This window comes from Streptococcus oralis (assembly GCF_026782085.1).
Lineage (GTDB): Bacteria > Bacillota > Bacilli > Lactobacillales > Streptococcaceae > Streptococcus > Streptococcus oralis_DA.
Window position 1 is genome coordinate 1 of record NZ_JAKUVW010000004.1, and the last position, 20,537, is coordinate 20,537.

The 20,537-nt window shown below is 41.1% G+C and carries 25 protein-coding genes; 24 read left to right on the top strand and 1 reads right to left on the bottom strand.

The window, feature by feature from the left end; translation table 11 throughout:
- The 24 genes from MK395_RS02080 to MK395_RS02195 all read left to right on the top strand — a co-directional run.
- Positions 1 to 1,320: LPXTG cell wall anchor domain-containing protein (locus MK395_RS02080; RefSeq protein WP_268711178.1), on the top strand; the 1,320-nt coding region annotated here is incomplete at its 5' end.
- A 214-nt stretch (positions 1,321 to 1,534) separates the two neighbouring features.
- Positions 1,535 to 2,152, top strand: a complete 618-nt coding sequence (locus tag MK395_RS02085; protein ID WP_084881731.1) for a class I SAM-dependent methyltransferase — start codon at positions 1,535 to 1,537, stop codon at positions 2,150 to 2,152.
- A gap of 13 nt (positions 2,153 to 2,165) precedes the next feature.
- Positions 2,166 to 2,789 carry a Type 1 glutamine amidotransferase-like domain-containing protein gene (locus tag MK395_RS02090; protein ID WP_084881732.1) on the top strand — a complete coding sequence of 208 codons (624 nt, stop codon included), beginning with the start codon at positions 2,166 to 2,168 and terminating at the stop codon, positions 2,787 to 2,789.
- A gap of 156 nt (positions 2,790 to 2,945) precedes the next feature.
- On the top strand, positions 2,946 to 3,122 hold the full coding sequence (gene rpsU, locus MK395_RS02095) for a 30S ribosomal protein S21 (protein WP_000048054.1): 177 nt from the start codon (positions 2,946 to 2,948) through the stop codon (positions 3,120 to 3,122).
- A gap of 64 nt (positions 3,123 to 3,186) precedes the next feature.
- Positions 3,187 to 4,149, top strand: a complete 963-nt coding sequence (locus MK395_RS02100; protein WP_268711179.1) for a hypothetical protein — start codon at positions 3,187 to 3,189, stop codon at positions 4,147 to 4,149.
- 136 nt (positions 4,150 to 4,285) lie between these two features.
- The gene (gene hprK / locus MK395_RS02105; protein WP_000115190.1) at positions 4,286 to 5,221 is read left to right on the top strand and encodes an HPr(Ser) kinase/phosphatase; all 936 of its coding nucleotides are present in this window, start codon (positions 4,286 to 4,288) and stop codon (positions 5,219 to 5,221) included.
- Positions 5,214 to 6,002: a prolipoprotein diacylglyceryl transferase gene (lgt, locus tag MK395_RS02110; protein WP_139658790.1), complete on the top strand. Its 789-nt coding sequence runs from the start codon at positions 5,214 to 5,216 to the stop codon at positions 6,000 to 6,002. Before hprK ends, lgt begins: the two co-directional genes overlap by 8 nt.
- Positions 6,003 to 6,386 carry a DUF948 domain-containing protein gene (locus MK395_RS02115; RefSeq protein ID WP_042768308.1) on the top strand — a complete coding sequence of 128 codons (384 nt, stop codon included), beginning with the start codon at positions 6,003 to 6,005 and terminating at the stop codon, positions 6,384 to 6,386.
- A 15-nt stretch (positions 6,387 to 6,401) separates the two neighbouring features.
- Positions 6,402 to 6,800, top strand: coding sequence for a YtxH domain-containing protein (locus tag MK395_RS02120; protein WP_042768307.1), 399 nt, complete (start codon positions 6,402 to 6,404; stop codon positions 6,798 to 6,800).
- 72 nt (positions 6,801 to 6,872) lie between these two features.
- On the top strand, positions 6,873 to 8,003 hold the full coding sequence (gene hemW, locus MK395_RS02125) for a radical SAM family heme chaperone HemW (protein ID WP_042768306.1): 1,131 nt from the start codon (positions 6,873 to 6,875) through the stop codon (positions 8,001 to 8,003).
- 4 nt (positions 8,004 to 8,007) lie between these two features.
- Positions 8,008 to 8,745 (top strand): acyl-[acyl-carrier-protein] thioesterase, encoded by a 738-nt coding sequence (locus MK395_RS02130; protein WP_042768305.1) that lies wholly within the window; start codon positions 8,008 to 8,010, stop codon positions 8,743 to 8,745.
- 6 nt (positions 8,746 to 8,751) lie between these two features.
- A complete protein-coding gene (locus tag MK395_RS02135) occupies positions 8,752 to 9,525 on the top strand; it encodes a TIGR01457 family HAD-type hydrolase (RefSeq protein WP_268711180.1) in 774 nt (257 codons plus the stop codon).
- A complete protein-coding gene (locus tag MK395_RS02140) occupies positions 9,515 to 10,135 on the top strand; it encodes a TIGR01906 family membrane protein (protein WP_268711181.1) in 621 nt (206 codons plus the stop codon). The genes MK395_RS02135 and MK395_RS02140 overlap by 11 nt, the downstream gene beginning before the upstream one ends.
- A gap of 217 nt (positions 10,136 to 10,352) precedes the next feature.
- A complete protein-coding gene (locus tag MK395_RS02145; protein ID WP_000631261.1) occupies positions 10,353 to 10,754 on the top strand; it encodes a Spx/MgsR family RNA polymerase-binding regulatory protein in 402 nt (133 codons plus the stop codon).
- Positions 10,755 to 11,033 carry a UPF0223 family protein gene (locus MK395_RS02150; RefSeq protein WP_001041968.1) on the top strand — a complete coding sequence of 93 codons (279 nt, stop codon included), beginning with the start codon at positions 10,755 to 10,757 and terminating at the stop codon, positions 11,031 to 11,033.
- Complete coding sequence (locus MK395_RS02155; RefSeq protein ID WP_268711182.1) at positions 11,023 to 11,796, top strand: inositol monophosphatase family protein; 774 nt, start codon at positions 11,023 to 11,025, stop codon at positions 11,794 to 11,796. Before MK395_RS02150 ends, MK395_RS02155 begins: the two co-directional genes overlap by 11 nt.
- The gene (locus tag MK395_RS02160) at positions 11,797 to 13,101 is read left to right on the top strand and encodes an RsmF rRNA methyltransferase first C-terminal domain-containing protein (RefSeq protein ID WP_268711183.1); all 1,305 of its coding nucleotides are present in this window, start codon (positions 11,797 to 11,799) and stop codon (positions 13,099 to 13,101) included.
- 210 nt (positions 13,102 to 13,311) lie between these two features.
- Positions 13,312 to 14,190, top strand: a complete 879-nt coding sequence (locus MK395_RS02165; RefSeq protein WP_049519494.1) for a phosphate ABC transporter substrate-binding protein PstS — start codon at positions 13,312 to 13,314, stop codon at positions 14,188 to 14,190.
- Entirely contained in the window at positions 14,190 to 15,107 is a 918-nt protein-coding gene (gene pstC, locus MK395_RS02170) for a phosphate ABC transporter permease subunit PstC (RefSeq protein WP_001070948.1), read from the top strand. The genes MK395_RS02165 and pstC overlap by 1 nt, the downstream gene beginning before the upstream one ends.
- Positions 15,097 to 15,981: a phosphate ABC transporter permease PstA gene (gene pstA, locus MK395_RS02175; RefSeq protein WP_000543051.1), complete on the top strand. Its 885-nt coding sequence runs from the start codon at positions 15,097 to 15,099 to the stop codon at positions 15,979 to 15,981. The genes pstC and pstA overlap by 11 nt, the downstream gene beginning before the upstream one ends.
- A 10-nt stretch (positions 15,982 to 15,991) precedes the next feature.
- Positions 15,992 to 16,795, top strand: coding sequence for a phosphate ABC transporter ATP-binding protein PstB (gene pstB, locus MK395_RS02180; RefSeq protein ID WP_000049851.1), 804 nt, complete (start codon positions 15,992 to 15,994; stop codon positions 16,793 to 16,795).
- Between the two features lie 12 nt (positions 16,796 to 16,807).
- A complete protein-coding gene (pstB, locus tag MK395_RS02185) occupies positions 16,808 to 17,566 on the top strand; it encodes a phosphate ABC transporter ATP-binding protein PstB (protein WP_001287327.1) in 759 nt (252 codons plus the stop codon).
- 11 nt (positions 17,567 to 17,577) lie between these two features.
- Entirely contained in the window at positions 17,578 to 18,231 is a 654-nt protein-coding gene (gene phoU, locus MK395_RS02190; protein ID WP_000946468.1) for a phosphate signaling complex protein PhoU, read from the top strand.
- A 157-nt stretch (positions 18,232 to 18,388) separates the two neighbouring features.
- Positions 18,389 to 19,204 carry an ABC transporter substrate-binding protein gene (locus MK395_RS02195; RefSeq protein WP_268711184.1) on the top strand — a complete coding sequence of 272 codons (816 nt, stop codon included), beginning with the start codon at positions 18,389 to 18,391 and terminating at the stop codon, positions 19,202 to 19,204.
- Between the two features lie 19 nt (positions 19,205 to 19,223).
- On the opposite strand, the gene MK395_RS02200 is transcribed toward MK395_RS02195, so the two are convergent.
- On the bottom strand, positions 19,224 to 20,495 hold the full coding sequence (locus tag MK395_RS02200; RefSeq protein ID WP_268711185.1) for an aminotransferase-like domain-containing protein: 1,272 nt from the start codon (positions 20,493 to 20,495) through the stop codon (positions 19,224 to 19,226).
- Between the last annotated feature and the right edge of the window lie 42 nt (positions 20,496 to 20,537).

Below are 20,537 nucleotides of genomic sequence, written 5' to 3' on the forward strand. Positions count from 1 at the left end.
ACTGGCCCTCAGGGTGTTCCACAAACAGGAACTCCAAGCTTCCAAGGTGGTGATCCATTGGTTCCGATTGATGAAACAGTAGAGCCAACCTTCGCAGATGGAAGTAAAGAGAAGTCTATTCCAGGTCAAGGAACTTACACGATTGCGCCAGACGGAACTGTAACCTTCACCCCGGACAAACAGTTTGTCGGAAACCCAACTCCAGTCACAGTCAAACGCGTAGATAAGAACGGAACTCCAGTCACTGCGACTTACAGTCCAGAGTTTACGAAAGTAACACCAACTGGTAAAGGTACTTCTTCAGTTAACATTAAGGGACTTGTTCAAACAGGTACCCCAAGCTTCCAAGGTGGTGACCCACTGGTTCCAATCGATGAAACTGTGGCAGCAACATTTGAAGATGGATCAACTGAAAAAGTGATTCCAGGTCAAGGAACTTACACCATTGCGCCAGATGGAACAGTAACATTTACCCCAGACAAGCAGTTTGTCGGTAAACCAGATCCAGTAACAGTCAAACGCGTTGATAAGAACGGTACTCAAGTGACTGCGACCTATCGTCCAACAGTTGTAGATCCATCTACTGGTCATGATACGGCTTCTACAGGAGCAAAAGGCCAACCACAAATGGCAACCCCAACGTTTGAAGGACATATCGATAGTACAGTTCCACCAACATTTGAGGATGGTAGTACGACTATGGTTGTTCCGGGTGAAGGAAGTTATACAATTGATAAAGATGGTAAGATTACCTTTACTCCAGAACCAGACTTTGTTGGTACAGCTAAAGGATTGGTTGTGAAACGTTTGGATATGTATGGAAATGTAGTTACTGCTCATTACACACCAACTGTCCTTGGACAAACACAAGTGATTGATGCGACATCAGAAGGTCTTAAAGGTCAAACTCAGACTGGTAAACTAAACTTTACAGGTGATGTCGATCTGACAGTTCCGCCAACCTTTGAAGATGGAACAACTAAAAAAGTCGTTCCAGGTGAAGGAACTTATGTAATCTCACCAGATGGCACCGTCACCTTTACCCCTGAGGCAGACTTTGTAGGACAAGCCAAAGGTGTGAAAGTGATCCGTAAAGATCGCAATGGAAATATCATTTCAGGATTCTATACTCCAACAGTAGTAGAACTTCCTGTAGTTGAAAATCCAGAACAACAAGGTATTACAGAAGAAAGAACTACTAAAACTCTTCCAAATACGGGTTCTGAGGAGACATCTCACTTGACAGCTGGTCTATTGGCTGCTTTATCAGGTATGGGATTAATTTCTCTAGCTCAAAGAAAAAAATCTGAGGAAGAATAATTAGTGGTGAAAGTCATCTAATAAGTTGTTTTAGATACTTGATTGAAATGATTACATTCATTGCTATCTAAGAAGATGTCAGTCTAACAGAAAAAGAGAACCAATTGGTTCTCTTTTTTTGGTAATTGGTTTGAAAATCGTTTAATTATTCTGCATCAATTATTCACAATTTTACTAAAGTGGTATAATATAGCTATACAGGGAGGCTTGAACTTTGATTTATATAATTGGTTTTATTTGTTTTTTACTTGTAATGTTTCTGTTTAGTCGCTTAATTCAGCAATCAAAGAATCCTTCGGGCTTTCTAGGAAAACGAATGATGAAATTGTGGAATAGAGCCTATCTCCCCATGTTTGTATGGGCAATTCGTCATCTGGATAGGACATTTTACCCTGCAATCTTAGATGTAGGAGTTGGGAATGGCCGTTCAACCATCCTACTGAAAGAAACTTTTCCGCAAAGTACCATAACTGGAATCGATATTTCAGATACTGCAATAGCTCAAGCCAAACAGATAGAGATGACTAATCTAAATTTTGAACGAAGAGACGTTAGGGAGACAGGCTTTTCTGATGAAAGTGTTGATTTAATCACAGCCTTTCAAACTCATTTTCATTGGCGAGACCTAGAGGCTTCTTTTATGGAACTTCGAAGAATACTCAAATCAGACGGGATGCTCTTACTGGCTTGTGAATATAATAAGTTGTCTTACTTTTTACCAGAGGTCCAAAGCGAAGAAGCATTTAGACGATTCTTGTTGTTAATAGGGCTTGAGCTTATAACTAGTCAAAGAAAGGGATCGTGGATCCTTTATAAAATTGTTAAACATTAATGGAGGTACAATCATGAAACAATTATTTTTATGTTCATACTTTGCTGGAGTCAAAAAGCTTTTTAGCGATTATGCAAAGGAAAAGAATCTAGAAAACAAGGTTTTATTTATTCCTACCGCTGGGAACAAAGAGGATTATACTGCCTATATCGATGAGGCTCAGCAAACATTCAAAGATTTAGGATTTGAGATAGAGGTTCTAGATATTGCTTCTTGTGATCGAGAAACTGCACAGGCAAAGATTTTCCAAAGCAAAATTCTTTATATCTCTGGCGGGAATACATTTTATTTATTACAAGAATTAAAGAAAAAACAACTCCTATCTCTTATCAAAGAACAAATAAGAGATGGGCTGATCTATGTGGGGGAATCAGCAGGGGCTATCATTACTGCCAAGGATATTGACTACAATAAGCTCATGGATGACAAGACGGTAGCGAAAGAGTTATCGGATACAACGGGATTGAATGAAGTGGAGTTTTACATCCTTCCACATTATGGTGAGGAGCCTTTTACTGATAGTAGCAAGAAGACCTTTGAAACCTATAAAAAGCAGCTCGACTTAATGCGAATGAACAATTTACAAGCTGTTATTGTAAATGATAAAGAAATAAAAGTTGTTTCTGAACAGGATTAAAATAATTTTTTTCGCTATTATGACATCTATTCTAATACGTTGTCCCTTTTAAAAAGAAAAGGGAAGATAATATAAGTTTATGTCAGTTTTCCCTTGACAAATATTCATTTTGCGTGTAAAATGGAATAGATCTTGAACTTGAAGGGAGTGAAAAAAATGTCTAAAACAGTAGTACGTAAGAATGAATCTCTTGACGATGCACTTCGTCGTTTCAAACGTGCGGTTACTAAAGCTGGTACTCTTCAAGAAACACGCAAACGTGAATTCTATGAAAAACCTTCTGTAAAACGTAAACGTAAATCAGAAGCAGCTCGTAAACGTAAAAAATTCTAATTTGAAATGAAAGGCTAGACTTGTCTAGTCTTTTTTTGCATAGTATTTAGAGGAACAAATTCTTATGAAAGAGTATATAAAAGAATATCAAAAGATGCGTGAAAATCACTTGGAAGATTGGGGTTATTGTGCTGATCCGATAGATTGGAAGGAATTTGAAGAGTCAAACCAAAGAATTTTTGAAAAGTATTTAACCGATTCAAAAGTATTGTCTGACAAGGTTTTAAGGGTTAAATTGTACAGTAGCTTATTGCTAGATGATATTAAATATTTTGCTTATTATGCTGCGTTTTTAGGTGGGGATTATACACAGTTAAACAATGCGCTATGGCAAACAGGAAGAACCGAGCTGCTGAGAGGCGGTTTGTTGGCAAGTGGAACCATTTATACAGATGGAATTTTGAAAGGCTTGTTTACCTCTTTTGCTTGTAACGATTTTTCAGTCATTCCATCATTCATCCCCAAAGATTTACCCTTGTTGAAAGGAACCTATTATCCAGAAAATGTGATGAATCTTTTATACGCTCTTTATTATCAAGATGAAGAAAGATTATCCGAGTCTCTCTTGCGTGCACAACAGTTTTTAGAGAAGAAAAAACGAACTGGTATGGAAGAATTTTCTGTTCGGTATTTTATAAGTTTGGCAAGAAAAGATGCAGTTGCATTAAGCGAGTCCTTACAAAACTTATGCCAAGCTTATCAGAGACGAGGTTACCCTTATGAAAAGATTGATAAGTGCTTTGCGGATGAGATTCATGGTCTATATCGATTGATACGATTTTTTGACTATTCTTTGTTTGAAGAAGTCAGCATGCCATCTCATAAGACTTTTTTGAAGGAGTTTGAAGAATGGCAAGTCCAAAATCAGTTTCCAAAAGGTCAACAGTTCTATACCTATCCTCGAGATATGGCTGATGCAAATAGAATACTAACAAAAGGTCTTCCAAGGATTTACTTAGAAAAATCTGGAAGGGACTTGGTGATAGACGTTGACCGATTTGCAGTAGATTTGTCTCGGTTGATTTAAAAGAGTACGAAAAGACTTCCTAGTCAAATCTTTTTCCAAGCAACATCAAATAAATACTGTAAATCCTGCAAAAAAAGGAAACTTCCACCTACAATCTGATATAATAGTAGGGAGAACTCGATTGAAGGAGGAAACTATGTCGGTTTTAGTAAGAGATGTCATTGAAAAACTCAGACTAGATATTGTCTATGGTGAAGGCGAATTACTTGAAAAAGAAATCAATACTGCGGACATTATGAGACCTGGTCTTGAAATGACGGGCTATTTTGATTACTATACACCAGAACGGATTCAGCTGTTAGGGATGAAGGAGTGGTCCTATTTAGTTGCCATGCCTGCCCAGAACCGTTATCAAGTTTTGAAGAAAATGTTTCTACCTGAAACACCTGCGGTTATCGTGGCTCGTGGTCTGGTAGTGCCAGAGGAAATGTTGAGGGCTGCTAGGGAATGCAAGATTGCGATTTTAACCAGTCGAACTGCAACCAGTCGTTTATCTGGAGAACTTTCTAGCTACCTTGATTCCCGTTTGGCTAAACGTACTAGCGTGCATGGTGTCTTGATGGATATCTATGGCATGGGTGTCTTGATCCAAGGGGATAGTGGTATCGGTAAGAGCGAGACAGGTCTTGAGCTTGTGAAACGTGGACACCGTCTAGTAGCAGACGATCGTGTAGATATTTATTCTAAGGATGAGATGACTCTTTGGGGCGAACCTGCTGAAATCTTGAAGCATTTACTTGAGATTCGTGGAGTTGGGATTATCGATATCATGAGTCTCTATGGTGCAAGTGCTGTAAAAGATTCTTCACAAGTTCAGCTAGCAGTTTATTTGGAAAATTATGATACGCATAAGACCTTTGACCGTCTAGGAAACAATGCCGAAGAACTCGAAGTTTCTGGTGTAACGATTCCGCGTATCCGCATCCCAGTAAAAACAGGACGCAATATCTCCGTTGTTATTGAGGCAGCTGCCATGAACTATCGTGCTAAAGAAATGGGCTTTGATGCGACGCGTTTATTTGAAGAACGCTTGACAAATCTAATCGCTCAAAATGAGGTGAAACATGATTAATCCAGTCGCATTTGAAATTGGCCCCTTTGCTATTCGTTGGTATGCTTTGTGTATTGTAGCTGGTTTGGTTTTAGCAGTTTATCTTGCCATGAAAGAAGCTCCTAAAAAGAAAATCCTGTCAGATGATATTTTGGATTTTATCCTGATTGCTTTTCCGGTAGCTATTTTAGGTGCTAGACTATACTACGTACTCTTTCGTTTAGATTATTATCTGCAAAATCCAGGTGAAATCATTGCCATCTGGAATGGTGGTTTGGCCATTTATGGAGGTTTGATAGCGGGCGCTATTGTCCTTTATATCTTTGCAGATAGAAAGCTGATTAATACTTGGGATTTCTTAGATATTGCAGCACCGAGCGTCATGGTTGCCCAGAGTTTAGGGCGCTGGGGGAACTTCTTTAACCAAGAAGCCTACGGTGCAGCAGTAGATAGTCTGGATTATTTGCCAGGCTTCATTCGTGACCAGATGTACATTGATGGTAGCTACCGTCAGCCGACCTTCTTATATGAGTCGGTTTGGAATCTAATTGGATTTGCTTTAATCTTGATTTTTAGACGAAAATTCAAGGAAATCAGACGTGGTCATATTACTGCTTTCTACTTGATTTGGTATGGCTTTGGTCGTATGATCATCGAAGGGATGCGGACGGATAGTCTCATGTTCTTTGGTCTGCGAGTTTCCCAATGGTTATCAGTTATCCTTATCGGACTCGGTATTTTTATCATACTTTATCAAAATCGAAAGAAAGCCCCTTTCTATTATACAGAGGAGGAAAAATAAATGTTAGAAGTTGCATATATACTTGTTGCGATTGCTTTGATTGTCTGTTTAGTCTATTTGACAATCACGATTCAAAAAGCAGGTCGAATGATTGATGAGACGGAGAAAACCATCAAAACCTTGTCTTCAGATGTAGATGTTACCTTACATCATACCAATGAATTGTTGGTAAAAGTTAATGTCTTGGTTGACGATATCAATATCAAAGTTGCGACGATTGATCCACTCTTTACGGCGGTGGCTGACTTATCTGAGTCAGTATCTGACCTCAACCAACATGCACGTGTTTTAGGCAAAAAAGCTTCATCTGCTGGTTCAAAGACCATTAAAACAGGTGCAGGCTTGTCAGCTCTTCGTGTTGCAAGTAAATTTTTCAAAAAATAAAAAAGGAGAAATCTCATGGGAAAACTATCCTCTATCCTTTTAGGAACTGTATCAGGTGCAGCTTTGGCCTTGTTCTTAACCAGTGACAAGGGCAAGCAAGTTTGCAGTCAAGCTCAAGATTTTCTAGATGATTTGAGAGAAGATCCAGAATATGCCAAAGAGCAAGTCTGTGAGAAATTGACAGAAGTGAAAGAACAAGCAACGGACTTTGTGCTGAGAACAAAGGAACAAGTAGAATCTGGTGAAATTACTTTTGAAAGTGTCCTTGATCAAGCCAAAACATGTGCACGACAAGCGACGGAAGTATCAAAAGAAACCTTTAACAATCTCAAGGAGCAATGGCAAGAACAGTCAGCAACTCCCGATGTTGCTGAAGACCAAGAAGAAATCATCATTGATATTACTGAAGTATAAGGTATCACCATCTCTGGTTCTGGAGATGGTGATTTTTATCTGGAAAGCAGTCTTTGTGGTATAATAAATACTATGCAGAAAAAACCAACGTCAGCCTATGTGCATATCCCCTTTTGCACACAGATTTGTTATTATTGTGACTTTTCAAAGGTGTTTATTAAGAATCAACCAGTAGATAGTTATTTGGAGCATCTGCTAGAAGAGTTTCGTTCTTATGATATCCAAAAGTTGCGAACTCTCTATATTGGAGGTGGGACACCAACAGCTTTGTCAGCTCCGCAACTAGAAGTGCTCTTGAATGGCTTGACCAAAAACTTGGACTTGTCAGTCTTAGAAGAGTTGACCATTGAGGCCAATCCAGGAGATCTAGACGTGGATAAGATTGCGGTTTTGAAACAGTCGCCAGTCAATCGTGTTTCACTCGGTGTGCAGACCTTTGATGACAAAATGCTGAAAAAGATTGGGCGCAGTCATTTGGAGAAGGATATTTATGAAAATATCGACCGTCTTAAATTGGCTGGTTTTGACAATATCTCCATCGACTTGATCTACGCTCTTCCCGGTCAGACCATGGATCAGGTCAAGGAAAATGTGGCTAAGGCCATTTCGCTTGATATTCCTCATATGAGCCTTTATAGCTTGATTTTGGAGAATCATACGGTCTTTATGAACCGTATGCGTCGTGGGAAACTGCCCCTGCCCAAGGAGGAACTGGAAGCGGAGATGTTTGAGTACATCATCGCAGAGCTTGAGCGAGCTGGTTTTGAGCATTATGAGATTTCGAATTTCTCTAAGCCTGGATTTGAAAGTCGCCACAATCTCATGTACTGGGATAATGCCGAGTATTATGGTATCGGTGCGGGTGCTTCAGGTTATGTCAATGGGGTACGTTATAAAAACCACGGTCCTATCCGCCACTATCTCAATGCGGTAGAGGCAGGAAATGCTCGGATTACAGAAGAACACCTGAGTCAAAGGGAGCAGATGGAAGAAGAAATGTTCCTAGGCCTCCGCAAGAAATCTGGGGTTTCCATGGCGCGATTTGAGGAAAAATTCGAACGGTCTTTTGATGGACTTTATGGCGAAATCATCAGAGACTTGGTTCAACAAGGTCTTATGCAGATCGATGGTGATCGTGTCCGAATGACAAAGAGAGGTCTCTTTTTAGGAGACACTGTAGCAGAACGATTTATTTTGGAGTAGAACAATGGGCTTAACTTATCAAATGAAAATGAAAATTCCTTTTGATATGGCGGACATGAACGGTCATATCAAACTTCCAGATGTGATTTTGCTGTCCCTGCAAGTATCAGGTATGCAGTCGATTGAACTGGGAGTTAGCGACAAGGACGTATTGGAGCGTTACAATCTGGTCTGGATTATTACAGACTATGCGATTGATGTGGTTCGCTTGCCTCGCTTTGCTGAAGAGATTACGATTGAAACAGAAGCGTTGACTTACAATCGTCTTTTTTGCTACCGGCGTTTCACTATCTATGATGAAGCAGGTCAAGAAATCATTCGCATGGTAGCAACCTTTGTTCTCATGGACAGAGATAGTCGGAAAGTCCATGCTGTCGAACCGGAGATTGTTGCGCCTTACCAGTCTGAGTTTGATAAAAAACTCATCCGTGGGCCAAAGTATGTAAATCTAGAAGATCCAATCAGTAAAGACTACCATGTTCGTTTTTACGATTTGGATATGAATGGTCATGTCAATAATAGTAAATACCTAGACTGGATTTTTGAGGTCATGGGTGCCGATTTTCTAACCAAGTACATTCCAAAGAAAATCAATCTCAAGTATGTCAAAGAAGTGCGGCCAGGTGGCATGATTGCTTCAGCGTATGAACTCAAGGGACTAGAAAGCAAGCATGAGATTATCAGTGATAGCGAGATCAATGCCCAAGCTATGATTACTTGGCAAGAAATAAAAAAGGACTAAAGAGAGATGACATATAAAGGTTATTTAATTGATTTAGACGGGACCATTTACAAAGGGAAAGACCGGATTCCCGCGGGAGAGGCTTTTGTGCATGAATTGCAGAAGCGAGAAATTCCCTATCTCTTTGTAACCAACAATACAACCCGAACTCCAGAGAGTGTTCAAGAGATGTTGGTTCAAAATTTTAATATTGATACGCCTCTATCAACTGTCTACACGGCAACTTTGGCAACCATCGACTATATGAATGACTTGGGACTGGAAAAGACAGTCTATGTCATCGGAGAAGCAGGACTCAAGGATGCCATTCAGGCAGCTGGTTATGTCGAAGACAAGGAAAATCCTGCCTATGTGGTAGTTGGACTGGACTGGCAAGTCGACTATGAAAAATTTGCCACAGCAACTCTAGCTATCCAAAAGGGTGCTCACTTTATCGGAACCAACCCTGACCTCAATATCCCGACGGAACGTGGTCTTTTGCCAGGTGCTGGTTCACTAATTACACTTCTTGAAGTAGCAACACGAGTAAAACCAGTTTATATTGGGAAACCAAATGCTATCATCATGGACAAGGCGGTTGAGCACTTAGGTTTGAAAAGAGAAGAATTGCTCATGGTTGGAGACAATTACCTGACAGATATCCGAGCAGGGATTGACAATGGCATTCCAACTCTCTTGGTGACGACAGGTTTTACCAAGGCAGAAGAAGTAGCGGACCTGCCAATCGCACCAACTCATGTGGTGTCTAGCCTTGCGGAGTGGAATTTTGATGAGAACTAAACTGACTTTTTGGGGAAGTATGCTTTTTCTCCTTTCCATTTCTATTCTCTTAACCATTTATCTGGCATGGATTTTCTATCCTATGGAGATTCAGTGGCTGAACTTAGCGGATCGAGTCTATCTAAAGCCCGAAACCATTCAGTACAATTTTCATATCTTGATGAATTACCTGACCAATCCCTTTAGTCAGGTCTTAGAGATGCCAGATTTCCGTTCGTCAGCGGCTGGTTTACACCACTTTGCGGTGGTGAAGAATCTCTTCCACTTGGTTCAGCTGGTCACTTTGGTGACACTTCCAAGTTTCTATTTCTTTGTTAAAAAGATTGTCAAAAAAGGCTTTTTAGCACTATATCGTAAAAGTATCTTGACTTTAGTACTATTGCCTCTGATCATTGGGCTTGTAGGAGTGTTGATTGGTTTTGAGCAATTCTTTACTCTTTTCCATCAGATTCTCTTTGTGGGAGACGATACCTGGCTTTTTGATCCAGCAAAGGATCGAGTTATTCTGATTTTACCAGAGACTTTCTTCCTCCATGCCTTTTTACTTTTCTTTGCCTTGTATGAAGGAATGTTTGGTTTCCTTCTTGCTAAAGCTTCAAGGAAAAAGTAGATAAAATTCTGTATTTTTAATAAAAAACGAGAGAAGTTACTCCACTCCCTATATATTGTTAGGTTATCCTAAAGATAAATTTGTAAAACAGGTGATTTTTACAGAAAACAGTCTATTTTCTATGAAAAAATAGGCTTTTTTTCTAAAAATACCTAGTCAAGCGCTTTATTTTTTTGTATAATAGAAATAGCAAGTATAGATTAAAGAAGAGAAAAGCATGATTACACTATTTTTATCACCGAGTTGTACATCATGTCGTAAGGCAAAGGCTTGGTTAGAGACGCATAAAGTGCCCTTTCAAGAGCATAATATTATGACTAGTCCTTTAACAAGAAAAGAATTACAACATATTCTTTCCTTGACCGAAAATGGTACTGATGACATCATTTCAACTCGTTCAAAAATCTTCCAAAAATTAGATATTGATGTAGAGAGTATCTCGGTATCGGAGTTGCTTCAGTTGATTGAGCAATATCCTAGTCTTTTGCGTCGCCCAATTATTATAGATACCAAACGCATGCAGATCGGTTTTAATGAAGATGAGATTCGTGCTTTTCTCCCTCGTAGTTACCGTAAACAAGAATTGAAAGAAGCAACATTGAGAGCTGGTATAGGATAGATGAACAAACAGTATAGTTACCCACTAGATTTGTCGTGGAGCACTGAAGAACTTGCTTCAGTGCTTTCTTTTTTTAATGATGTTGAAGCCGCCTATGAAGATAAGGTAGAAGCTAAAAAACTGCTAGAGTCTTACAAGGAATTTAAGTCAGTCGTTCCGAGCAAAAGTGAAGAAAAGCGCTTAGGTCGCGAATTTGAGACGGCTAGCGGTTATTCCTTCTATCATGCAGTTCAATTAGCAAAAGAAAAAAGAGAAGGGAAGATTTCTCTTGGAAACTAAATTTGAATTTGCCAAACAGATTGTGCAGGAAGCTGCTGCCTATATTTTGGCTCACATGAAAGAAGATTTACAGGTTGAGCGCAAGTCTTCCCCTACTGACTTGGTGACACGTTTGGACAAGGAGGTTCAGCAACTCTTGGTTGATCGGATCAAGTCCTCCTATCCTGAGGACTTGATTTGCGCGGAAGAGGGTTGTTTACGTGCTGCAGTCGGTCAAGGTTGTGTTTGGGTGATTGATCCCATTGACGGTACCAATAACTTTGTTGCCCAGCAGGAAGATTTTGCCGTTATGTTGGCTTATTTTGAGAATGGTGTGGGCAAATTTGGCATCATCTATGATGTCATGAAAGGTGATTGTTACCATGGTGGTGGTGCCTTTCCTCCTTGTCGTAATAATGAGCCCTTACCGACTTTTAAAAAGAAACCTCTTCAAGAATTTTTAGTTGCCGGTAACTCAGGTATGTTTGAAAGCAATGAGTGGGGGTTGGGTGATTTGGGTCGAGCAGCGTTGGGAGTCCGTGTCTACGGCAGTGCGGCCATTAGTTTTGCCAAAGTTTTATCAGGTCGACTTCTGACCTACATTACCTACCTGCAGCCATGGGATTACGCTGCGGCCAGTATCTTAGGGGAAAGTCTGGGTTATCGTCTTCTTACGGTATCGGGTGAGCCCGCTGATTTTAAAACGCGTCAGCCTGTCATGATGGTGCCAATCGAGATGCAAGAAGAGATTCAGTCTTATATCTACGAAAGGAAAGAAAACTAAATGCAATTTCCAGAAGGATTTGTTGAAAAATATGAAGCGATACTAGAAGACGAGGCAAGAGACTTTCTTGCCTCTTTTAAACAAGAAGCAGTTTCGGCTTTTCGGGTCAATCCCTTAAAAGAAAGTCAGTTATCGTTTGCAGATGCTATTCCAAATACACCTTGGGGGTATTATGGTAAGGTTTCTGGAAAGTCACCAGAGCACGTGACAGGTTTCGTTTATTCGCAAGAGCCTGCAGCCCAAATGGTGGCCCAGGTGGCTCAACCAAGTCCTGGTATGAAGGTCTTGGACTTGGCTGCAGCACCAGGTGGAAAATCCACTCAACTAGCAGCTTATCTGGCTAATCAGGGAGTCCTTGTTTCCAATGAAATTTCAAGTAAGCGTGCTAAGATTTTAGTGGAAAATATGGAGCGATTTGGAGCGACAAACGTTGTTGTGACTAATGAATCTGCTGACCGCTTGGCCAAGGTTTTTAAAGGTTACTTTGATGTGATTGTCCTTGATGCACCTTGCTCGGGTGAAGGGATGTTTCGTAAGCAGCCAGATGCCATGTATTATTGGAGTACTGATTATCCTAGTCAATGCGCTAGTCTCCAAAGAGAAATTTTAGAAGATGCAGTGACCATGCTTGCTGAAGGTGGCCGTTTAGTTTATTCGACCTGTACTTGGGCACCAGAGGAAAATGAAGAAATCGTCCACTGGTTACTTGATACTTATGCATTTGAATTGCTTCCAGTTGAGCATGTGAACGGTATGGTAGCAGGAATGGATCTTCCTGAAACAGCACGGATGTATCCTCATCATTTCAAGGGAGAAGGTCAGTTTGTTGCCCACTTGCAGTTTAAGGGACAAAATCCCGCACCTAAATTCACAGCTAGCAAAAGCAATCTCAGTCGGGAACAGCTGGCCTTGTGGCAAGAATTTGCCCAAAAACACTTGAGAGTCAATCTAACTGGTATCTTGCAGACCTTTGGAGATCAACTCTATCTCCTGCCAGAGATGCTACCGGATCTAGGGAAACTCAAAATTGCTAGAAATGGGCTCCATCTGGGTACTTTTAAGAAGAAACGCTTCGAACCAAGCTTTGCTCTCGGTTTAGCCTTGAAACCAAGTCAAGTACTTCAAAGTGTCGAAATCAATGATGAGGATTTTGTAAAATATGTGGCTGGTGAGACCGTTCAATTGTCTGAAGCTCGACCAAATGGCTGGTACCAAGTTGTGGTTCAAGGAAACGGATTAGGCTTTGCCAAGGTAACGGGAAATGTTTTGAAAAATTATTATCCAAAAGGACTCAGATTCAGGTGAAAAAGCTAGTCAAAGAGCCTATTCTATGTTATAGTGGAAGTATGAGTTTTTTCTGATAGTCTTTCATTATTACTTATATTATACGATGGAATTGTCCGCTCCTAAGAATGACTAGATAAAATAAAGCGGGATAATCATTGATGATAATTGGATGATCAGGACAAACGGAAGAAATCAGAACATTTATCATTATGTTCAAGGAGAATAACAGTGAAAAAAAGAAAAAAGCTCGTCATGTCTCTTGCAGCTCTTTTGATGGCAGGTTCTCTTGCAGGATGCGCTAGCTGGATTGATCGTGGAGAATCCATGACAGCCGTTGGTTCAACTGCTCTTCAGCCTCTTGTCGAAGCGGCAGCAGATGAATTTGGTTCTAGAAACATCGGAAAAACAGTCAATGTTCAAGGTGGAGGATCGGGTACAGGACTATCCCAAGTCCAGTCTGGAGCAGTTGACATCGGGAACTCTGACGTCTTTGCAGAGGAAAAAGAAGGAATCGATGCTTCAGCACTAGTAGACCACAAGGTTGCAGTGGCTGGTCTTGCAGTGATTGTAAACAAGGAAGTGGATGTTGAAAATCTCACAACCGAGCAACTTCGCAAAATCTTTACAGGTGAAGTGACCAACTGGAAAGAAGTTGGGGGCAAAGACCTGGCCATTTCAATCATCAACCGAGCAGCAAGTTCTGGTTCACGAGCGACGTTTGATACGGTGGTTATGAATGGCCAAGCAGCAATGCAGAGCCAAGAGCAGGATTCTAACGGGATGGTCAAGTCCATTGTATCCCAAACACCTGGAGCCATTTCTTACCTGGCTTTTGCCTATGTAGATGACTCCGTGAAAAGCATGAAACTGAATGGGTATGAGCCTACGTCTGAAAATGTAACGACCAACAACTGGCCTTTGTGGTCTTATGAACATATGTACACACTTGGTCAGCCAAATGAGTTAGCTGCTGAATTCCTGAATTTCGTTCTCTCAGATGAAGCCCAAAATGGGATTGTTAAGGGCATGGGCTATATCTCCATCAATGAAATGAAAGTCCAAAAGGATGCTTCAGGTATCGTTACAGCAGTAGAAGGAGGTCAATAATGAATCAAGAAGAATTATCTAAAAAATTACTCTCTCCTTCAAAGAACTCTCGGCTTGAGAAGTTTGGTAAAGGATTGACCTTCACTTGCCTTTCTTTGATTGTTATCATTGTGGCAATGATTTTGATTTTTGTAGCCCAAAAAGGCTTATCGACCTTCTTTGTCAATGGGGTCAACATCTTTGATTTCCTTTTTGGACAAACTTGGAATCCTTCTGGGAAACAATTTGGTGCCCTTCCGATGATTTTGGGTTCCTTTATTGTGACGATTTTATCAGCTCTCATCGCAACACCCTTTGCTATTGGTGCGGCAGTCTTTATGACCGAAGTCTCACCAAAGGGTGCAAAAATCTTGCAACCAGCCATTGAACTCCTCGTTGGTATTCCTTCAGTCGTCTATGGATTTATCGGTTTACAAGTTGTGGTGCCTTTTGTCCGTGGCGTCTTTGGTGGAACTGGTTTTGGGATCTTGTCAGGGATTTTCGTTCTCTTTGTCATGATCCTACCAACTGTAACCTTTATGACAACAGACAGCTTGCGTGCTGTTCCTCGTCATTACCGTGAAGCTAGTTTAGCTATGGGAGCCACTCGTTGGCAAACCATCTGGCGTGTGACCTTGAAAGCAGCACGTTCAGGTATTTTCACTGCAGTGGTCTTTGGGATGGCGCGTGCCTTCGGTGAAGCCCTTGCTATTCAGATGGTTGTCGGAAACTCAGCAGTTATCCCAACCTCGTTAACAACACCAGCTGCGACCTTGACATCTGTATTGACTATGGGTATAGGAAATACCGTCATGGGAACGGTTGATAATAACGTTCTCTGGTCACTGGCCTTGGTATTGCTCTTGATGAGTTTGGCCTTTAACAGTGTGATTAAATTGATTACGAAAGAAAGAGGAAAGAAAAACTATGCACGCTAAGAAATTAGATAAACTTGCAACAGCTGTCCTCTATACCATCGCGGGTATCATCGTTGCCATCTTGGCATCCTTGATTCTCTATATCTTGGTGAGAGGGTTACCGCATATCTCTTGGTCTTTCTTGACTGGGAAATCCTCCTCTTATCAAGCAGGTGGGGGTATCGGGATTCAGCTCTACAATTCCTTCTTCCTTTTGGTCATTACCTTGATCATTTCTGTTCCGCTATCTATGGGTGCTGGTGTTTTCCTCGCTGAGTATGCCAAAAAAGGACCTGTGACTAATTTTATTCGTACCTGTATTGAGATTTTGTCTTCTCTACCATCAGTCGTTGTGGGTCTCTTTGGTTACTTGATCTTTGTAGTCCAGTTTGAGTATGGATTTTCAATCATTTCAGGTGCCTTGGCCTTGACAGTCTTTAACCTTCCTCAGATGACTCGAAATGTTGAGGACAGTTTAAAACACGTTCACCATACACAACGTGAGGCTGGTCTGGCCCTTGGAATTTCTCGTTGGGAGACTGTGGTCCATGTCGTCATTCCAGAAGCCCTTCCAGGTATCGTAACGGGTGTTGTCTTGGCATCTGGCCGTATCTTTGGTGAGGCCGCCGCTCTTATCTATACGGCAGGACAATCCGCTCCAGCCCTTGACTGGTCTAACTGGAATGTCCTCAGTGTTACCAGCCCTATCTCAATCTTCCGACAAGCAGAAACCCTAGCTGTCCACATCTGGAAGGTCAACAGTGAAGGAACCATTCCTGATGCTACCATTGTATCTGCTGGTTCTGCCGCCGTGCTCCTCATCTTTATCTTGATTTTTAACTTTGGAGCTCGCAAACTCGGAAGCTATTTACACAAGAAATTAACCGCTGCCTAAAGGAGAAGCCATGTCAAAATATAACTGGGATGAAAAGCATATCATCACTTTCCCTGAAGAAAAAGTGGCCCTCTCTACTAAGGATTTACATGTTTACTATGGTAAAAATGAATCCATCAAGGGCATCGATATGCAATTTGAAAAAAATAAAATTACAGCCTTGATTGGTCCTTCTGGATCTGGGAAATCTACCTATCTTCGCAGTCTCAATCGGATGAATGATACCATTGATATTGCCAAGGTCACAGGTCAAATCCTCTACCGAGGGATTGACGTCAACCGTCCAGAAATCAATGTCTATGAGATGCGCAAGCATATCGGAATGGTCTTCCAACGTCCAAATCCATTTGCTAAGTCTATCTATCGCAACATCACTTTTGCTCATGAACGTGCAGGTGTTAAGGACAAGAAAGTACTTGATGAAATTGTAGAAACCTCTCTAAGACAGGCTGCCCTTTGGGATCAGGTCAAAGATGACCTTCACAAATCAGCCTTGATGCTTTCTGGAGGTCAGCAGCAACGTCTCTGTATCGCTCGTGCCATCTCTGTCAAGCCAGATATCCTCTTGATGGATGAACCTGCTTCAGCCTTGGATCCGATTGCGACAGCCCAGCTGGAAGAAACCATGTTGGAATTGAAGAAGGACTTTACCATCATCATCGTTACCCACAGTATGCAACAGGCTGCGCGTGCAAGTGACTACACAGGATTTTTCTACTTGGGTGATTTGATTGAGTACGATAAGACATCCAATATTTTCCAAAATGCTAAGTTACAGTCAACCAATGACTATGTAACGGGACACTTTGGTTAGAAAGGAAACGGTATGTCAGAAGCGATTTTACAGGTGTCAGACCTGTCCGTTTATTACAATAAAAAGAAGGCCTTGAATAGTGTTTCCCTTTCTTTCCAACCTAAGGAAATAACGGCCTTGATTGGTCCTTCTGGATCAGGAAAGTCCACCCTGCTCAAAGCCATCAACCGCATGGGCGATCTAAATCCTGAGGTGACAACAACTGGATCAGTGGTCTATAATGGTCACAATATCTACAGCCCCCGTACCGATACGGTTGAATTGCGTAAGGAAATTGGTATGGTCTTTCAACAGCCCAATCCCTTCCCTATGTCTATCTACGAAAATGTTGTCTATGGCCTACGTATCAATGGGGTTAAGGATAAACATGTTTTGGATGAAGCAGTAGAAAAGGCCTTGCAACGTGCTTCTATTTGGGATGAAGTAAAGGATCGTTTGCATGATTCGGCCATTGGTCTCTCAGGTGGACAACAACAACGTGTTTGTGTTGCTCGTGTCTTAGCAACCAGTCCGAAAATTATCCTCTTAGATGAACCAACTTCAGCTTTGGATCCTATTTCTGCAGGTAAGATTGAGGAAACCTTGTATGGTCTGAAGGATAAATACACCATGCTCTTGGTAACGCGTTCGATGCAACAAGCCTCACGTATCTCTGATAAAACAGGATTTTTCCTAGATGGGGATTTGATCGAGTTTAATGATACGAAGAAGATGTTCCTAGACCCACAAAACAAGGAAACAGAAGATTATATTACAGGAAAATTTGGATAAGGAGTTGAATGATGTTACGATCTCAATTTGAAGAAGATTTGGAGAAATTGCATAACCAGTTCTATGCCATGGGACAAGAAGTGCTCTCGCAGATCAATCGTACAGTGCGTGCCTTTGTTACGCATGACCGTGATTTGGCAAAAGAAGTCATCGAAGACGATGCAGAAGTAAATGAATACGAAGTGAAGTTGGAAAAGAAATCATTTGAAATGATTGCCCTCCAACAACCTGTTTCGCAAGACCTTCGTACCGTCTTGACCGTTCTCAAGGCAGTGTCAGACGTGGAACGCATGGGAGATCATGCAGTGTCTATCGCTGAGGCGACCATTCGTATGAAGGGGGAGCAACGTATCCCTTCTGTTGAAGAAGAAATCAAAAAGATGGGACGCGACGTGAAAAACTTCGTTGAAGCAGCTCTAGATCTCTATCTCAACGGTTCTGTGGATCAAGCCTACGAAGTAGCGGCGATGGATGAAAAAATCAACCATTACTTTGATAGCATCCGTGATTTGGCTACAGAAGAAATCAAGAAAAATCCTGAAGCTATTGTTACAGGCCGTGATTACTTCCAGGTCATTTCTTTCTTGGAACGTATCGGAGACTACGCAAAAAATATCTGTGAATGGGTTGTTTACTTTGAAACAGGTAAGATTGTCGAACTATAAGAAACGGTTTAAATATACAGGAATAAGGCTGATTAGAATAAATCAGTCTTCTTTTTTTATGAAAAGAATTGTTTTACAATCAAAATCTCTAAAAGGGTTGACAACTATTTTTAAAAGAGTTATAATTATTCAGAATTAACAGAAAGGTCGTTTATTTATGAAGTTTAAGAAATGGGTATTAGTTGTGTGCAGCATGCTTGCCAGTGTGGTTTTAGTAGCTTGCCAGTCAGGAACGGGTAGTTCTCAGTCTGCTGTGGACGCTATTAAACAAAAAGGAAAGCTAGTCGTTGCGACCAGCCCAGACTATGCACCGTTTGAATTCCAAGCCTTGGTAGATGGTAAAAACCAGGTAGTTGGAGCAGATATTGATATGGCTCAAGCGATTGCGGATGAGCTTGGGGTTAAACTTGAAATCTCAAGTATGAGTTTTGACAATGTCTTGACCAGCCTTCAAACTGGAAAGGCTGACTTAGCCATAGCAGGAATTAGTGCTACAGATGAGAGAAAGGAAGTCTTTGACTTTTCAATCCCTTACTATGAAAATAAAATGAGCTTCTTGGTTAGAAAAGCCGATTTAGACAAATATAAGGATCTTTCAAGCCTCGCAAGTGCCAATATCGCAGCTCAAAAGGGAACTGTTCCAGAAACCATGGTCAAGGAACAATTACCAAATGCCCAGTTGACATCCTTGACCAATATGGGGGAAGCAGTCAATGAGTTGCAGGCTGGAAAAGTGGATGCTGTTCATATGGATGAACCAGTTGCTCTTAGCTACGCAGGCAAAAACTCAGATCTTGTCGTTGCATCTGTTAACTTGACGATGAAAGATGGCGAAGCCAATGCCGTTGCTATCAAGAAGGATCAGTCAGACTTGAAAGCAGTAGTAGATAAGGTTATCCAAAAACTAAAAGATGACGGAACCTATCAAACTTATCTTGAAAAGGCAGCGAAACTAACAGAAGTTGAACAATAAGAAAAAGCAGAGTTGGACTTTAATCCAACTCTGTTTTTATGTATTCTAATAGCTCTTCTAGATTTTCAAGAGTGACTTTGGCAAACTGATAAGGGCAGGCATCCAAATAAGCCTTCTCAAAAAAGTCTAGTTTGAGTGAGCTATGCTTTAAACTGGCGATTTTAGGATAGCGTCTCAAATCAAGGAGAAGGCCATCGTGTAAAGGATAGTGGGGCAAGGGACAGGTGTTTTCTTCAAGCACTTTCTTTATCTGAGTCTGATAGTTCTCTTGAAGGCTCAATCGAGCCAGTCGATTTTTTTCAAATAACTGGCTATCGATGTAAAGAGAAAGAGCCTTTTGCATGATGAGATTGCTGTCATAGTCCAGGATATTTTTGTAGGAAACAAAGGCCTCTTTTAGGGCATTTGGGAGAATGAGAGCAGTAATACGAAGGGCTGGAAAGAGACTGGTTGAGAAGGACTTGATATAAATGACCCTATCCTCAGTATCCAGATAGTGGAAGGTTTGTCCCTTTTTAGAATCTAAGTCACCTAGATAATCATCCTCGACGATATATACACCATACTGATTTGCTAGATCCAGAATAGCTCTCTTTTCCTGATCAGAATAGGAATGACCTAGGGGATAGTGGAAGCGAGGAATAGTGTAGAAAAACTTGATTTTCCCAGATTTGAATTGTTCTTCCAGTTCTTCAAGGTCAATGCCATCAATTCGGCGTTCAATGGTCTGGTAGGCTAATCCTTGAGCGACCAAGAGACGATTCATCCGGTGGTAAGTCGGCTGTTCGACCAAAATCTCCTCTCCCTCGCTTGGAAAGTTAATCTGAGAAAGGATAAAGAGAGCTTGCTGGGTACCAGATGTTAGAACCAGTTGATCGGGTTTACAGTAGAGGGCTTGGTCAAAGAGAAGTTGATGGACAGATTGTCTGAGTTCCTCAAGGCCTTCTTGGTTGTCATAGTAGTTGAAGAGGTAGTTTTCTCGGCCTATCAGGGTTTCATTGACACAGAGTCGGAAGTCGTCATAGGTACTGGCATGTTCGTCAGTGACTTCGATTTCCAAGTCTTGGTGCCGTCCTTGTTCTAGAACATAGTAGCCACTTTGGGGTTTGGCATAGAGGTATTGTTCATGGCGTAATTCCAGTAGGGCTCGTTGGATAGTGTCCTTGCTACAGTGGAAGTCTTGGCTCAGTTGACGGATGGAGGGAAGCCGGCTACCTGTTGGAAATTTTCCTGATTCGATCCCCTTTTTTAGAAAGGAAACGACTACTTGGTATTTACTTTCTTTCTTCATTCCAGACCTCCGTTGATTTTGTTACATTGTACCTTTTTTTTG

Bases quoted from the DNA above. Each gene is read 5' to 3' on its own strand.
- MK395_RS02090 (WP_084881732.1), top strand. From the start codon at position 2,166: ATGAAACAATTATTTTTATGTTCATACTTTGCTGGAGTCAAAAAGCTT.
- rpsU (WP_000048054.1), top strand. From the start codon at position 2,946: ATGTCTAAAACAGTAGTACGTAAGAATGAATCTCTTGACGATGCACTT.
- MK395_RS02100 (WP_268711179.1), top strand. From the start codon at position 3,187: ATGAAAGAGTATATAAAAGAATATCAAAAGATGCGTGAAAATCACTTG.
- hprK (WP_000115190.1), top strand. From the start codon at position 4,286: ATGTCGGTTTTAGTAAGAGATGTCATTGAAAAACTCAGACTAGATATT.
- lgt (WP_139658790.1), top strand. From the start codon at position 5,214: ATGATTAATCCAGTCGCATTTGAAATTGGCCCCTTTGCTATTCGTTGG.
- MK395_RS02115 (WP_042768308.1), top strand. From the start codon at position 6,003: ATGTTAGAAGTTGCATATATACTTGTTGCGATTGCTTTGATTGTCTGT.
- MK395_RS02120 (WP_042768307.1), top strand. From the start codon at position 6,402: ATGGGAAAACTATCCTCTATCCTTTTAGGAACTGTATCAGGTGCAGCT.
- hemW (WP_042768306.1), top strand. From the start codon at position 6,873: ATGCAGAAAAAACCAACGTCAGCCTATGTGCATATCCCCTTTTGCACA.
- MK395_RS02130 (WP_042768305.1), top strand. From the start codon at position 8,008: ATGGGCTTAACTTATCAAATGAAAATGAAAATTCCTTTTGATATGGCG.
- MK395_RS02135 (WP_268711180.1), top strand. From the start codon at position 8,752: ATGACATATAAAGGTTATTTAATTGATTTAGACGGGACCATTTACAAA.
- MK395_RS02140 (WP_268711181.1), top strand. From the start codon at position 9,515: ATGAGAACTAAACTGACTTTTTGGGGAAGTATGCTTTTTCTCCTTTCC.
- MK395_RS02145 (WP_000631261.1), top strand. From the start codon at position 10,353: ATGATTACACTATTTTTATCACCGAGTTGTACATCATGTCGTAAGGCA.
- MK395_RS02150 (WP_001041968.1), top strand. From the start codon at position 10,755: ATGAACAAACAGTATAGTTACCCACTAGATTTGTCGTGGAGCACTGAA.
- MK395_RS02160 (WP_268711183.1), top strand. From the start codon at position 11,797: ATGCAATTTCCAGAAGGATTTGTTGAAAAATATGAAGCGATACTAGAA.
- pstC (WP_001070948.1), top strand. From the start codon at position 14,190: ATGAATCAAGAAGAATTATCTAAAAAATTACTCTCTCCTTCAAAGAAC.
- pstA (WP_000543051.1), top strand. From the start codon at position 15,097: ATGCACGCTAAGAAATTAGATAAACTTGCAACAGCTGTCCTCTATACC.
- pstB (WP_000049851.1), top strand. From the start codon at position 15,992: ATGTCAAAATATAACTGGGATGAAAAGCATATCATCACTTTCCCTGAA.
- pstB (WP_001287327.1), top strand. From the start codon at position 16,808: ATGTCAGAAGCGATTTTACAGGTGTCAGACCTGTCCGTTTATTACAAT.
- phoU (WP_000946468.1), top strand. From the start codon at position 17,578: ATGTTACGATCTCAATTTGAAGAAGATTTGGAGAAATTGCATAACCAG.
- MK395_RS02195 (WP_268711184.1), top strand. From the start codon at position 18,389: ATGAAGTTTAAGAAATGGGTATTAGTTGTGTGCAGCATGCTTGCCAGT.
- MK395_RS02200 (WP_268711185.1), bottom strand. From the start codon at position 20,495: ATGAAGAAAGAAAGTAAATACCAAGTAGTCGTTTCCTTTCTAAAAAAG.